General features: G+C 44.1%; 17 protein-coding genes and 2 tRNA genes. 3 read left to right on the plus strand and 16 right to left on the minus strand.

Going from position 1 to position 12,894, the window contains the following annotated elements:
* From QM873_RS01660 to rsgA, 3 genes are read right to left on the minus strand one after another with little or no spacing between them, the layout of a single operon-like run.
* Positions 1-666: a thiamine diphosphokinase gene (locus QM873_RS01660; RefSeq protein WP_414278685.1), complete on the minus strand. Its 666-nt coding sequence runs from the start codon at positions 664-666 to the stop codon at positions 1-3.
* Positions 632-1,285, minus strand: a complete 654-nt coding sequence (rpe, locus tag QM873_RS01665; RefSeq protein ID WP_414278686.1) for a ribulose-phosphate 3-epimerase — start codon at positions 1,283-1,285, stop codon at positions 632-634. Before rpe ends, QM873_RS01660 begins: the two co-directional genes overlap by 35 nt.
* A gap of 15 nt (positions 1,286-1,300) precedes the next feature.
* On the minus strand, positions 1,301-2,179 hold the full coding sequence (gene rsgA, locus QM873_RS01670; RefSeq protein WP_414278687.1) for a ribosome small subunit-dependent GTPase A: 879 nt from the start codon (positions 2,177-2,179) through the stop codon (positions 1,301-1,303).
* 330 nt (positions 2,180-2,509) lie between these two features.
* Here rsgA and QM873_RS01675 point away from each other — a divergent pair, with 330 nt between their 5' ends.
* The 3 genes from QM873_RS01675 to QM873_RS01685 all read left to right on the plus strand — a co-directional run bounded on the left by QM873_RS01675 (position 2,510) and on the right by QM873_RS01685 (position 3,725).
* Positions 2,510-3,430, plus strand: a complete 921-nt coding sequence (locus QM873_RS01675; RefSeq protein WP_414278688.1) for a CPBP family intramembrane glutamic endopeptidase — start codon at positions 2,510-2,512, stop codon at positions 3,428-3,430.
* 119 nt (positions 3,431-3,549) lie between these two features.
* Positions 3,550-3,632, plus strand: a tRNA-Leu gene (locus QM873_RS01680).
* A gap of 4 nt (positions 3,633-3,636) precedes the next feature.
* A tRNA-Ser gene (locus QM873_RS01685) sits at positions 3,637-3,725 on the plus strand.
* A 46-nt stretch (positions 3,726-3,771) separates the two neighbouring features.
* On the opposite strand, the gene rsmA is transcribed toward QM873_RS01685, so the two are convergent.
* From rsmA to asp5, 13 genes are all read right to left on the minus strand, one after another.
* Positions 3,772-4,647, minus strand: a complete 876-nt coding sequence (rsmA, locus tag QM873_RS01690) for a 16S rRNA (adenine(1518)-N(6)/adenine(1519)-N(6))-dimethyltransferase RsmA (protein ID WP_414278689.1) — start codon at positions 4,645-4,647, stop codon at positions 3,772-3,774.
* Positions 4,648-4,708: 61 nt separating this feature from the next.
* The gene (locus QM873_RS01695; protein WP_414278690.1) at positions 4,709-5,335 is read right to left on the minus strand and encodes an immunity protein Imm33 domain-containing protein; all 627 of its coding nucleotides are present in this window, start codon (positions 5,333-5,335) and stop codon (positions 4,709-4,711) included.
* A gap of 21 nt (positions 5,336-5,356) precedes the next feature.
* Positions 5,357-5,941 (minus strand): ribonuclease M5, encoded by a 585-nt coding sequence (gene rnmV, locus QM873_RS01700; protein WP_206135113.1) that lies wholly within the window; start codon positions 5,939-5,941, stop codon positions 5,357-5,359.
* Positions 5,913-6,683, minus strand: a complete 771-nt coding sequence (locus QM873_RS01705) for a TatD family hydrolase (protein ID WP_048690873.1) — start codon at positions 6,681-6,683, stop codon at positions 5,913-5,915. The genes rnmV and QM873_RS01705 overlap by 29 nt, the downstream gene beginning before the upstream one ends.
* Positions 6,684-6,804: 121 nt before the next feature.
* Positions 6,805-6,939 carry a 50S ribosomal protein L34 gene (rpmH, locus tag QM873_RS01710; RefSeq protein ID WP_003003086.1) on the minus strand — a complete coding sequence of 45 codons (135 nt, stop codon included), beginning with the start codon at positions 6,937-6,939 and terminating at the stop codon, positions 6,805-6,807.
* Positions 6,940-7,085: 146 nt separating this feature from the next.
* Positions 7,086-7,730, minus strand: coding sequence for an HI_0552 family protein (locus QM873_RS01715; RefSeq protein WP_414278691.1), 645 nt, complete (start codon positions 7,728-7,730; stop codon positions 7,086-7,088).
* Between the two features lie 85 nt (positions 7,731-7,815).
* Entirely contained in the window at positions 7,816-8,760 is a 945-nt protein-coding gene (gene jag / locus QM873_RS01720; RefSeq protein ID WP_125329242.1) for an RNA-binding cell elongation regulator Jag/EloR, read from the minus strand.
* A gap of 15 nt (positions 8,761-8,775) precedes the next feature.
* Entirely contained in the window at positions 8,776-9,591 is an 816-nt protein-coding gene (locus QM873_RS01725) for a YidC/Oxa1 family membrane protein insertase (protein ID WP_314369011.1), read from the minus strand.
* A gap of 4 nt (positions 9,592-9,595) precedes the next feature.
* The gene (gene rnpA / locus QM873_RS01730; RefSeq protein WP_006595513.1) at positions 9,596-9,937 is read right to left on the minus strand and encodes a ribonuclease P protein component; all 342 of its coding nucleotides are present in this window, start codon (positions 9,935-9,937) and stop codon (positions 9,596-9,598) included.
* 106 nt (positions 9,938-10,043) lie between these two features.
* Positions 10,044-10,739 carry a CPBP family intramembrane glutamic endopeptidase gene (locus QM873_RS01735; RefSeq protein WP_414278692.1) on the minus strand — a complete coding sequence of 232 codons (696 nt, stop codon included), beginning with the start codon at positions 10,737-10,739 and terminating at the stop codon, positions 10,044-10,046.
* Between the two features lie 159 nt (positions 10,740-10,898).
* Positions 10,899-11,792 (minus strand): TDT family transporter, encoded by an 894-nt coding sequence (locus QM873_RS01740; protein ID WP_154854397.1) that lies wholly within the window; start codon positions 11,790-11,792, stop codon positions 10,899-10,901.
* Positions 11,793-11,934: 142 nt separating this feature from the next.
* Positions 11,935-12,483: a carboxymuconolactone decarboxylase family protein gene (locus QM873_RS01745; RefSeq protein WP_023024535.1), complete on the minus strand. Its 549-nt coding sequence runs from the start codon at positions 12,481-12,483 to the stop codon at positions 11,935-11,937.
* Positions 12,484-12,668: 185 nt separating this feature from the next.
* Positions 12,669-12,893: an accessory Sec system protein Asp5 gene (asp5, locus tag QM873_RS01750; RefSeq protein ID WP_129269911.1), complete on the minus strand. Its 225-nt coding sequence runs from the start codon at positions 12,891-12,893 to the stop codon at positions 12,669-12,671.
* Position 12,894: the final 1 nt, after the last annotated feature.

Here is a 12,894-nt window from a genome sequence, read left to right on the forward strand (position 1 = left end):
TTATTTCCCATCCTTGCTATAAATGATAAGGGCGTAGCCTCGATCAATGGTTAAGGTAATCGGCTGATTGATAAACTCGTTGGAACCATAAATAGCCTTTTTAAAATAATTGGTCTGATTTAAGGGATACTTGGCTCCTTCAATCTGGATAGAAGCTCCCTCAACTGGCATAAAAGCTACATAGGTATAGCCTGCTATAGGCAGAATGGTATGTCGGCCTGCCGGACGATAGCAGAGATAATTTTGTTGATCCATCAAGTAAAGTTGCGACATAAAGGGTGCAATCTCTGGATCGCTGGGCAGAAAAACGCTGGCCAAGTGGTGATCCAGGCGACCACCAAAGGCTCCAAAAATCAGAATTTCTGCTTGAGGCCAACGTTCTACTACTTCCTTAATCGCCAATTCCAGATCCGTATCATTTTTTTCTGCTACCGAAGTCCGTAATTCGTGAGCCGCAGATTGAATCCTCTGGAATTCTTCTGGCTCGACCGAGTCAAAATCTCCAACTGCTAAAGATAGTTCCAATCCTTGCTCTAATAGGAAAAGGCAACCTGCATCCACCCCGACATAAACATCCAAGTCTAGCAGAATGGTTTCCACTCGGCCTCCAGCTACAATCGCAACCTTAGTCTTAGATGGCTGCTCGAAGGGTTTGAACTCGTTCATTCACATCTCCATTAAACACATAGGAACCTGCTACAAAGACGTTTGCCCCTGCTTCTTTCGCAGCGTGAATCGTCTTATCATCAATTCCCCCATCGACTTCAATATCGAAATCCAAGCCTTTTTCTTCACGCAATTGAACCAATTGACGAATCTTATCCATGGTTTCTGGCAGGAAGGCTTGCCCACCAAATCCTGGGTTGACAGTCATGACAAGTACTTGATCTACCAAGTTCAAGATGTGTTGGATACTTTCAACAGGGGTTCCTGGATTGATGACCACACTTGGTTTCACCCCTGCCAAACGAATTTTTTGAAGGGCGCCATGGATGTGTGGCGTCGCTTCGACGTGAATGCTAATGATATCTGCTCCGGCCCGCGCAAACTCTTCGATATGTTGCTCAGGATTGGTAACCATCAAGTGGCAGTCAAACACTAGCTTGCTGTGAGGACGCATACTAGCAACTACACCAGCACCAAAGCTGATATTAGGCACAAAGTGGCCGTCCATCACATCGATGTGAGCGTACTCTGCACCAGATGCTTCCAATTTCTTCAATTCACTTTCAAAATTTGCATAATCTGCACTCAAGATAGAAGGGGCTAATTTGTTTGTTTTCATATTCTTCAGGTCTCCTTATTTTGGTAATTTTTTCGATACTTTTTTGTAGGTTTCTCGCCTATTTTCGATCTCGCTTAAGAACTGTAAGTAATTCTCATAGCGGAAGGAAGCTATGATCCCTTCCTCGACAGCGGGCTTGACGGCACAGGATGGTTCATGTGTGTGGGTACAAGTACGGAACTTGCAAGCCTGGCTCACCTTGGCGATATCTGGAAAAGCATGATTGAGATCTTCCGCATTATCGACTTCATAATCTAGAGAGGAGAAGCCAGGGGTATCCGCAATTTTGCCCCCATTGAGATCATAAAAACTGACAGCTCGCGTCGTATGGCGGCCGCGTCCAAGACTGTCGGAGATTTCTCCTGTCTCTAGTTCCAACTCCGGAGCCAAGGTATTCAAGAGGGTGGATTTCCCCACTCCTGTTTGGCCCATAAAGACCGTCACCTGATCCTTCAAGAGAGGCAAGAGCTCTTCCTTGTCAGTGACAAAGTCATAGCCCATTTTGCGATAGACTTCCTGGAAAGGAAGCATCTGATCTGGATCTTCTAGTAAGTCCATTTTTGAAATATAGACAATCGGATGAATCACTTTTTGTTCCAAGAGGACTAAAAAGCGGTCCAATAAATTAACATTAAAATCTGGCTCTTTGGCAGACATGATGACAACAGCCTGATCTATATTCACAATGGGTGGACGGACTAAGCTATTCTTTCTTGGGAATATTTTTAAAATATAGCCTTCCGAATTTTCTTCAGCTGAAAATTCTACCTTATCTCCAACATAGGGAGTTTGTCCCTTTTTCCGGAAATTTCCTCGGGCGCGTGTTTGGTAAATTTTTCCCTCGCACTCCACATAATAAAAACCGGCCAAGGCTTTAACAATCGTTCCTTGCAACTAGCACTCCTTTAAAGTTAATACTACCATTATATCAAAAAATATACGATAGCGCTCGCTGACTTGGAGATGAAAAAGAGGAAGTTATTTCATTTTTTTGAGTAAGATGCAGGCAAGGGGTTGTAAACGTTTTCAGATAGGTTTATAATAGAGGAGAAGGACATAATATATATGCCTATCGTGGGAAGTCCAAACTATTTTATAGAAAGGAAGTGACGGAGACTGATATATTTCTTGACGAAGCTACCTGATTAGTAATGAAAGAAACCTTTTTTGGTACCTAATTTCCGACTTTCTTACTAATCCCTGCCAGTTATAAGGAGGTCCTTTATGAGTTTTTCATTTCTTTCCAAAAGTAACCCTCTCGTTTCTAATGTAAAGAAAGGGAAGTTTTTAACCCCTTGGTTTTTAGCTCCCTTTATTCTCTACTACATCACCCAGTACATGTCTCCGATCAGTACTGCTTCCACAAACTTCTTTTTGAACAAACAAAGTTGGATTCCCGACTGGTGGAATATTCTGGATCTTTTGTCCTTCCTCTACACCATCATCGCCTTCTTCCTCTGGGTGAAACTCATTGAAAAACGACCGGTTCGAACCATGGGCTTTTCCAAAGGAAATGGTCTCTCCGAATTCGCTAAGGGGGTCTTGGTCGGTGCCATTATGATTACTACGGTCTTAATCGTCTTCTTCATCACTGGTGATGTCCGTTTCGATCGTATTCAATTTAGTCTTCCTTTCCTCGTATCTTGGATCTTGGTTCTGATTGGCTATATTTTTCAAACGGCAGCCGAAGAAATTTATATCCGTGGTTGGTTGATTCCGATTATTTCTTACCATAAGAATGCTTACTTAGCCATCCTCATTTCTTCTACCATGTTCTCCTACTTCCACTTGAACAACAACGGAGCTTCCTGGCTCTCAACAGTTCACCTCTTCGTTTTCGGTCTCTTCACAGCTGTCTATGCCTTGAAGAGAGGAAATATCTGGGGACCTTGTGGCTTCCACTTCGCTTGGAACTTCATCATGGGAAATGTCTACGGCTTCCATGTCAGCGGCTTTGATAGTGAATCCTCTCTGATGTACTTCACGACTTCAAACCGGACCTTTATCACAGGTGGTGAGTTTGGACCTGAAGGCGGGATCCCTGGCTTAGTCGTCTTTATCCTTGCTCTCTTATGGGCCATTTTCCTTCTCAAAGATACCTCTGCAGAACAAGAAGAACTCTACCCTCAACTGAGTTATGAATAAATAAAAAATAGAAAAGGCTGGATTTTCCCAGCCTCTTTCTTTTTCCTCAATAGGTTCGATAAAAAGAAACATGCTATTTTTTCTTGGCATTTCTTTTAAAAAGAGTATAATAGAACTATGCGGAGGTGGTGGAACGGCAGACACGCATGCTTCAGGCGCATGTGCCCCTTCGGGCGTGAGGGTTCAAATCCCTTTCTCCGCATCTTGGAAAGGTGGCCCAGCTCGGTACGGCACCGGACTCGAAATCCGGCAAGTGGATTTTATTCACGCGCGGGTTCAAATCCCGTCCTTTCCTTCTACAACTAAAAAAGACATGAGCTTCATATCTCATGTCTTTTCTATTATTTGATCCCGGCTTCTAGAAGACCGTCTGCCAAGCGGGCGAAGTCTTCTAAGCTAAGGGCTTCTCCTCGTACAGAAGGTTGCAGGCCTGCAGCTTGGATCCCTGCTTCCAATTTGGCTTTGATTTCTTCGGTCTTGCCAAAGCGACTGGTCAAGTTGTTCCAAAGCGTCTTGCGGCGGTGGACAAAACTAGCCTTGCTGACAGAGAAGAAGAAATCTTCATCCTTGACGGTTACTGCTGGTTCTGGGCGGCGCACCATCTTGAGGATGGCAGAATCGACGTTTGGCGCTGGCACAAAGACGGTGCGAGGCACGATAAAGGCCACCTTAGCCGTCATATAGTATTGGACTGCAATGGATAAAGACCCGTAAGCCTTGGTATTAGGCTCAGCTGAGATGCGGTCTGCCACCTCTTTTTGCATCATGACCACAAATTCTTGGAAAGGAATCTTAGATTCGATCAAGTGCATGAGGATGGGAGTCGTGATGTAGTAAGGAAGGTTGGCCACTACCTTAATCGGAAGCTCTGGATTTTTGAACTCGGCTATGTACTGGTTGAGATCCACTTTGAGGATGTCTTGGTTGACAACCGTGACATTGTCAAAATCCCGCAAGGTATCCGCTAAGATAGGAACCAAGCGGTCATCAATCTCAAAGGCCATCACTTCTGCGGCATTTTCTGCCAAAAACTCAGTGAGAGCTCCAATTCCAGGACCGATTTCGATGACATTGACCTGCTTATCAATCTCAGCAGTATCCACAATCTTTTGAAGGATGTTGGTATCAGTCAAGAAGTTCTGACCGAAGGATTTTTTAAAGGTAAATCCGTGACGCTCCAGCACTGCCTTGGTCACGCTATAATCTGCAATTCTCATATTTTCTCTTTTCTAATCAGTTTAGGGTGAGACATACTCTCTTTTTTCTCCGCAGGCTAGTCTAACAGTCTTCCACAAAAGCATTCTGCTCCGCTTGGTAGACATAAGCTTCCCCATTCTTATCTAAGACAGTCTCCAACAAGGGCTCTATTTCCAAGGCGTCTTCAAGACTGATGATGGTAATCTTAGACGGATCGTCCAAGTCTTCCTGGGACTCATAACCTGTAAAGAACTGCCAACCACTATCTTGTGGATGATGAGGGACATCGTGAATCGCCCAATTAATCTCACGTCGTAGGAAGCAATCCTTGGTAATCATGGCCCCTTTTTGCGTATCAAGATTCAGAGGAGGAACCATCAGGCTTGCTATATGTTCCTGCGCAAAATCCAGCTCATCTCCAAGCTGGATGGAGGTAATATAAGCGGGTTGATTGGTTAAACGTCCTTTGAACTTCCCATTGCGGATTTCGGTGAGTTCGACCCACATACGCTCTGCTCGACACCCATTCTCCAAGACTGTATCCAGCACAAAGATGAGGCGAACCTGGTCCCCAAGCTTCAATTGGTTGATTTCTTCTTGACTTGGAATCAAAAAATGCCGTGGATTCTTTTGATGTTCTGCGTGAACATTCTCCAAAGAAAAGCCGATCACTTTTTTCTTATCTGTAAACAGGTCGAACAATCCCATCTTCCACCTCTATCTCTTTTTTTAATAACTAGCCATCGTTTCTTCAACTTGTGCCAAACAAATCCCAAACAATTCCAAGCGTTTGAGCAGTTGTTTGCCATTGCAGTAACCGATGCGCAAGGCTTCTCCCAGATATTCCCGCCGTTTGCGACTGTCACTGCCCATCAGCAGGCCGAGTCGCATCAGATCTGACTTGGTAATATCAAAGAAATGCTCATCTTCATAGGAGCCCACCAGTCCCGCTAAGGCTTTTTCTAAGTCTTCAAAGCTGGCATGCTCGACTCCCAAGGAACGGCCCTTGGTCTTAGATTTGGGTACTGCTTCGCCACGATTTAAAAAGGCATGCTTGGCCTGCGGAATTTCTTGCATGATGATCTTACGAATCCGTTCCCCATTGTAATCCGGATCCGTAAAGACAATGACTCCACGCAACTCTTGCAAGGTGGCAATTCGCTCGAGGTCATCCTGATTAATGGCGGATCCACGTGTCTCATAGGTATCCACCTCATAATAACGTTTCAGATTGGCCGTATCGTCCTTGCCTTCAACAACAATCACTTCTGGTATTTTTCTTTTCTCAGTCAAGGCCAAATACCTTTCTCGCATTGTCATAGGTGGCTTGAGCTACTTCCTCTGTCGTCAAACCACGTAGTGTTGCAATATGATCCACTACATAGCGGGTGTAGGCTGTTTTATTTTCCCGGCCCCGCTTAGGAACCGGCGCCAGATAAGGGGCATCTGTCTCAACCAAGATTTTATCGAGCGGAAGGCCAGCTGCGGCTTCTTGGACATCTGTCGCCTTCTTAAACGTCACTACACCTGAGAAGGAAATCATCATTCCCAGATCCATGAAGCGCTTGGCTTCCTCTAAGCTTCCTGAGAAAGAATGCATGATCCCACCGCGCGGACCCACTCCTTCACTCTTGATAATGGCATAGGTATCTTCAAGAGCATCACGCGTATGCACTACAAAAGGCAAGTCCAAGTCCTTGGACAGTTGGATCTGACGGCGAAAAACCTTCTCTTGAACGTCTTTTGGTGCTGTCATCCAGTGATAGTCCAGGCCGATTTCTCCTAAGGCGACGACTTTAGGATGTTTCAACTGTTCAAGTAAATAAGCCTCTACCTCAGGACTATAGTCGCCTGCCTCAGTGGGATGCCAACCAAGAGTGAGATAAACTTCCGGGTACTGATCGGCCAAGGCTATTGCTCGTTCGATGGTTGGTTTATCAAAGCCAACAACATTATGGGCATGGACTCCCAGCTCTTTAGCTAGTTCTAATTCCTCTTTTTCTCTCCCTGCAAACTCTTCAACGTTGAGGTGAGTATGGGTATCAAAAATCTGCATATGGATCCTTTTCTACGATTTTTCTCATTCTATTATAACAGAAAGCCTAGCTGAATACACTTTTGGCAAAACAAAAACCAGTAGTCTCGAGTTTCTACTGGTTTTTAGGTTTTTATCTGAATTACGCAGCCAAAACTTTGCGTCCTTTACGACGACGAGCTGCCAATACGCGACGACCGTTTTTAGTTGCCATACGGTGACGGAAACCATGTTTGCGCGCACGACGAAGTTTACTTGGTTGATAAGTACGTTTCACGATGAATACCTCCTCATAGATTTTGTATTCGTTTAGCCGGCTATAATGTGATCAGTTACTAAACATACTTTACTATTCTATCTGATTCACGTCTGTTTGTCAATAGCTATGAAAAATTTGTTGGGGCAGGTTCAATGATCCCGCTTTTATTGGGCATCTCCTTCTATCCTTTGACGAGTCGCTTCATAGTAGGGAAGCAAGCTAGCCATTCCTTTTTTTAATTCCTCAAGAATGGCATCTCGACTCGTCGCTTGCGATAGATTGACATCGACTTTTACTAAGACCTTTCGGACCTGGCCAGCTTCCACACCTTTGAGAAGTTTCAGGCGATTGGCTTCTGTCCCTTGGAATCGTTGACTGACACCTTCTATTTGGGCGAAGTAATAGACTGGCGAAAAAACCGGAAGAGTTAAAACGCGGTTCTGCTTTTGTAGACTCTCCTCATCCTTCTTGCGTTCGATAAAACTTACTTCCAGGGACACACCAAAGTCCCTCGCATCTCCATAAAGTCGCAAGGCAAACATCGGATCCGTAATCTCTCCCTCTCCTTGGAGATAAGCCCAAAAATGAGGGCGAAGAATTTGAGCTTGATTCATCCACTGACTGGTCCGATCTTGTTTTAAATGCGGAAAGAGCTTCTGAAATTGACTGACCAAGTGGGTGAATTCCTTGCGAGCTTCTTGCCCTAACTCGCGATACCCAACCATTCGCTCTGCGTCCTCCCCTGCTTTAGCAGGAGCCAGGTACTTGATTCCCTGACAATTCAAAAAGTCTCTTATCTTACTATACATTCTAGTTTTCCTTTCTCAGACAGAAAAGGAGAGAGCAAGCTTTCACTCCTCTCTCCCTTTAGCATTTTCCTTTTTAGACGGCAGATTAACCTTCAATATCGACGACAACGTAACGATTTGGTTCTTCTCCTTCAGAATAGCTGGTGACTCCATCCATTTTCGATACGATGCGGTGGATGATCTTGCGTTCGCTATTAGACATTGGATCTGTATGTTGCGCTCGACCTTCTTCTAGAGCACGACTTGCCAATTTTTGCGCATAGCTTTGAAGGACTTCTGCACGGTGTTCAACATAATCATTAACGTTGATCGCAATGTAGAAATTCTTAGAATACTGATTGTAAAGGTAGTTCTGTGCCAACAATTGAAGGGCCTTGAGAACTTTCCCGTGGTAGCCAATGACACGACCTGGCTCATTGGTATCAATTTGCATATTGATGGTGCGACGGTTGTAGCTGCTTGAGATGCTAGCTTCGACATCCATTTCATCAATAACTGTTTGAACATAGGCAGTGACATCAGAGACAACCTTTTCAATGTCATAGCTTTCTTCGACTTCAATGCCTAAGCCAGCAAAATCAGACGTTTGGCGTGACTCAGCTTCGTTAAGACTTGAATCGAGAATCTCTCCATGCCCCTGTTCTTCAAGAATGGTTTCAGGAGCCTTCTCATGTTTGAGAATCTCAGCCTTCACTTCTTCCGAAACTTCTTGGCCTTCTTCTTCAACTTTTTTAATCGCTGCTACCACGCGCCCCAAATCAACAGTCTCTTCACTGACACTCTTGACAGGTTCGTTTTGAGCATTAATTTCCTCAGGAACTCCCTTAACAGCTTGTTGATTGGCTTTTGTCACTGTAGTTTCTGCAATTGGTTCGATGTCTACCACAGCTGGCTTCTTACCAAAGAGACCGAGGAACCCTTTCTTTTCACGAGAAACGACAGTAATATGTGCTTTCATGCGCGGGATATCTAATTCTTTTAAACCATTTTGAATGGCTTCTTCAACATTGACTCCTGTATATTGGACCATCTGTCAAACTCCTTCTTAGTTTTTCTTTTTCTGTGCTTTGTTAAATGCACGTCGTTTTTGTTTTTCTAGATCTTTGATTGCCTGTTGCTCCGCTTCACGCGCCGCAATAATCTTAAATGGATTGTTCAATAGGTAAGTTTGCCCAACTTGGTAAGCATTGGAAACTACCCAGTAGAGAGCAACCCCGCTGGCTGAGTACATAGCGAAGAAGAAAATCATCACGGGCATCGCATACATCATGGCTGTCATTCCACCATTTTTTTCTGGCATGGCTTTGTTGCTCAACCAGGTACTAAAGAAGGTGAAGACGGCTGCCAAAACTGGCAAAATAAAGGTTGGGTCTGTTGCGCTCATATCCAACCAAAGAAAATGACCGACTTTTAGGAATTCTACCCGACTCAAGGCTTGGAACAAGGCCATCAAGACTGGCATTTGTACAAGCAATGGCAAGAAGGCAGAGGAAGTCTTGACACCTTTTTCTTTGTAGAGGGCACGCATTTCTTCTGACATGCGAGTGCGGCTTTCCAAATCCTTCCCAGGATACTTGGCCTGGATTTCTTTTACAAGTGGCTGAATCTCCTGCATTTTGCGCGAGGAGGTCATTTGGTATTGGAAAACTGGCAAGAGAATGGTCCGAATCAAGAGAGTGAAGAGGATAATCCCGACTCCGATGTTTCCTCCGATAGAAAGGAAACGAATGACTTCTGCAAAGAAGTAGACGAATTTTTCCCACACTCCTGATGATTGAGAAGTCACTTCAGACGTTCCACAGGCAGTTAATAAAAGGAGGGCTCCTCCGAGTAAGCTAGCTATTTTTAGTTTCTTTTTCACGTAATTACCTTTCCTGATGATAGACTTGCGCTAATTTTAATACATGAACTAGATTTTTTTCGACCTGGTCAAAATCCAGTTCCTCAACTCCCTTTCGAGCAATCACAACAAAATCATCTGCTACAAGATGATCCTGGTGCTTCATTAAAACATGACGAATCAAGCGCTTGATTCGGTTGCGTGTCACAGCATTTCCTAATTTTTTACTCACGGATAAGCCGACACGGAAATGGGGCTGCTCTTGCGGCAAACGGTAGATCACAAATTTTCTATTCGCACAATTCATACCACTTTTAAAAATGGCATTGAAATCTTTTTCTCGCTTGACACGATAGCTTTTTCTCAAACTCCCACTCCCTCTTTTAAATTTATTCTATTATACCATAATTTCAAAAAAAACCAACGACCTTCTGGCCCTTGGTTTGAAGCCTTCTCCAGTACCGTCAAAACGACTAGGAGAAGAGATGCTGGATGATGGACAAGATGATGGGCAAGCTATAAATGAAGTTCAAGCCGATATGAGCAAGGATAGGATAATACAAGGAGCCCGTCTTTTCATTTAGTAATCCAAAAAACAGGGAAGGGATGGTATAGATCAAAAAACTCATGATGGTAAACGGATGGTAAAAGAGTTGGATTCCCCCATAGACAAGTGCCGGTCCCCATACACTTGCATAGAAGGGCCATTTTTTAAAATAGGCTTGGACGAGCGCTCCTCGGAAGATCAATTCCACGGTCATCGGCCGAATGACGACCACTAATATGAATAGGATGAGAGAGCCTATAGCTTCTAAATTCACTGGAAAGGAATGATAAATAGCTAGACGTCCTTTGGTGAACCCACTGATAAAGTAGTCTAACCAATAGATGGCACAACTAGTGAATATAGTAGCGTAGATAGCGGGAAGGAATGGTTTCTTCTTTGCCCACTGAAAAACGGTACGTGGACTGTATTTCTTCACCAATGAAAAAACAAGCATCAGATATCCCGCCTCTAAAAAGAGAAGGGTCCAAAAATAGCTAAGGGCTTGGCCGACTTGGTTGCTGACCAGCTGGGCTAACTCGCGAAATTGTGGCCGAACTAAGATATAAAAGACCAGTAGTAAAAGTGGATAAAAGAGCTTGGCCTTTGTCTTTAAAAATTTCATACATTCCTTTCAAGGGATTAAAAATGATTTATTGCATCTTACCATAATCATTCCTAGGATTCAATTAGAAAGTGGTCAAAAAAGAGGTCGAGACAGCCGTCTCTCACCTCTAGTTTTTATTGGAATACAAACTTATTGTAGTCGCCCATCAGCTTCCCTCTACCCTTTTCTATATGTCATAAAACCCACTAGCACCGACACAAGAATGGCTAGGCAAAGAATGGTCTCAAACCAGACAAGGGGCCTTAACAGAGAACTTTGCAATAGACCTTGGCCCATTTTCAGAGAAGTAGCTGTGATGACCGTTGGGAAGGTTAAGGCTGAAAAGGCTGGTTGAAAGCCCTCTTTTAACATTTTAGGCAGACGCGTTAAAACGAAGAAATAAAAAGCTTGAGAGAGTCCGACCATGATGGATAACAGCCAAACAGGTAGACTGGCTCCACCCACACGAACCAGAGCTGCTAGCAGTAGAGAAAAGGGGGCACAATAGATGCCTTCTTGTCCCAATAAGTGGCTCGGTAAAGGGCTGGTTTTCAACCCCTGGTAGATCAGGGGATAAAGAATCAAGGTTAAGACAAAGCCAAATCCAAGAGTCAGATAGGCCAGCTCAACCACTCCTACCACTGGGTAAGTCAAGGCGGCAACAGCAATCCCCACATAAAGGACGGTCCAACTAGGGGTGGCATTGGCTCTTGGTTTAGCCAATATATGGGTCTTGGTAAAGTAGAAGATCAAGCCACAATCTAAGAGGAAAGCAGTCCACCAAACTGCCTGAGCGAGTCCTCCAAATGTCGGAAAGAGTCGTAAGAGATAAGTCGATAGAATCATCCCAGCCATGGGAAAGGTCGCCATCCCAGATAGAAGGGCTGGTTCTTGTAGTTCGATCTTGGTTTCTTGCCAGTAGATCAGATGGTGACATAAAAAGAAAACCCATAGGATCAAACCCGTCAAACTGAAGAAATGAGCCAGAACTGGGAAGGTATCAGACAGAAGGTTTCCAGCCCCTGCTAAACCTAACAGGCAGCCTGAAAATGCTAAAGGAATCTTTTTCATCTTGATCTCCAATCATTTTATCGCTTTCAGTATACCATAAAAGAGGGGGAAGCATATCAAAAAAAGAAGTAGGCATAAAAGCTACTTCTCATTTCCTTATTGTTAAGCTCAACTCCATCATGTCACGCACAAGCTTTTTTGGTTAAGCGTAGGGTTGCAATTCTGGGTTGATGGGTGTGTTGGCTAGGTTATTGGCATAGTTACAGAGGCTAGCTAGACTCACACCTAGCACCACATCCAAAGCATTTTGGTGACTATAACCTGCTTCCAAAAATTCAGCTAAGGCTTCATCTCCAACGCGCCCCTTGGTATTGATCACTGCTAGGGTGAATTTAGCCAAGGTGTCCAACTTCGGATCAGTTTCGATTGGAGTACGATTGCGCAGGGCTTGAAGAAGGTCATCGTTCATTTGGATTTGCTTGATCGAAAAGGCTGTATGACCTGCCACACAGAAGGCACAACCATTGGTCACCGCTGCAGTGATTTGGACCACTTCACGTTCAACTGGTGTCAAACTGTTGCGGCGGTTAATCGCACCGACTGTACGATAAGCTTCCAAAGCTGTCGGTGCATTTGCTAAAAGACCGATGAGATTCGGAATGTAGCCGTTATTATCTTTTTGAACGGTTTCAAGAACCTCTTTTACCTCTTCCGGTGCTGTCTCAACTGTATGAATCTGGAATGTTGTCATAAATGTACCTCTTTTTCTTTTGGTGACACTTAGTCTATCATAGAAACGGAAGCTTGAAAAATATATATTTCATATACCTTCCATAAAAAATAGTTATCACCAGGAAGAAAAGATTGAGACATGCCGATCCCACTTCTGCTCTCATTCAAAGTCGCTACTTCAAGAAGAAGGTCCTTCCTATCCTTCTAAACCCGTGCAAGGAGCAGATAGATAAACAAGGTTAAGAAGAAGAGGACACTAACGATCAGCGTCGCTAGCTTGATCCCTCGACGGGCTAGCCAATAACTTGGCTTCCCTAAGTTACTGGTCGCATCTGTTGACAGAGATTGTTGTTGACGAGGTTGAAACATCACCAACAAGATTAGACTGATCGATAGAAGAAAAATCAGTACCACAAATAGCATTTCCATC

It is taken from the genome of Streptococcus australis (genome assembly GCF_047463015.1).
Lineage (GTDB): Bacteria > Bacillota > Bacilli > Lactobacillales > Streptococcaceae > Streptococcus > Streptococcus australis_F.

Excerpts from the sequence above, each read along its gene's own strand:
- QM873_RS01735 (WP_414278692.1), bottom strand. The coding sequence starts at position 10,739 with ATGAAATTTTTAAAGACAAAGGCCAAGCTCTTTTATCCACTTTTACTA.
- QM873_RS01705 (WP_048690873.1), bottom strand. The coding sequence starts at position 6,683 with ATGCAGATTTTTGATACCCATACTCACCTCAACGTTGAAGAGTTTGCA.
- QM873_RS01675 (WP_414278688.1), top strand. The coding sequence starts at position 2,510 with ATGAGTTTTTCATTTCTTTCCAAAAGTAACCCTCTCGTTTCTAATGTA.
- QM873_RS01745 (WP_023024535.1), bottom strand. The coding sequence starts at position 12,483 with ATGACAACATTCCAGATTCATACAGTTGAGACAGCACCGGAAGAGGTA.
- QM873_RS01715 (WP_414278691.1), bottom strand. The coding sequence starts at position 7,730 with ATGTATAGTAAGATAAGAGACTTTTTGAATTGTCAGGGAATCAAGTAC.
- QM873_RS01660 (WP_414278685.1), bottom strand. The coding sequence starts at position 666 with ATGAACGAGTTCAAACCCTTCGAGCAGCCATCTAAGACTAAGGTTGCG.
- jag (WP_125329242.1), bottom strand. The coding sequence starts at position 8,760 with ATGGTCCAATATACAGGAGTCAATGTTGAAGAAGCCATTCAAAATGGT.
- rpe (WP_414278686.1), bottom strand. The coding sequence starts at position 1,285 with ATGAAAACAAACAAATTAGCCCCTTCTATCTTGAGTGCAGATTATGCA.
- rnmV (WP_206135113.1), bottom strand. The coding sequence starts at position 5,941 with ATGCGAGAAAGGTATTTGGCCTTGACTGAGAAAAGAAAAATACCAGAA.
- QM873_RS01695 (WP_414278690.1), bottom strand. The coding sequence starts at position 5,335 with ATGGGATTGTTCGACCTGTTTACAGATAAGAAAAAAGTGATCGGCTTT.
- asp5 (WP_129269911.1), bottom strand. The coding sequence starts at position 12,893 with ATGGAAATGCTATTTGTGGTACTGATTTTTCTTCTATCGATCAGTCTA.
- QM873_RS01740 (WP_154854397.1), bottom strand. The coding sequence starts at position 11,792 with ATGAAAAAGATTCCTTTAGCATTTTCAGGCTGCCTGTTAGGTTTAGCA.
- rsmA (WP_414278689.1), bottom strand. The coding sequence starts at position 4,647 with ATGAGAATTGCAGATTATAGCGTGACCAAGGCAGTGCTGGAGCGTCAC.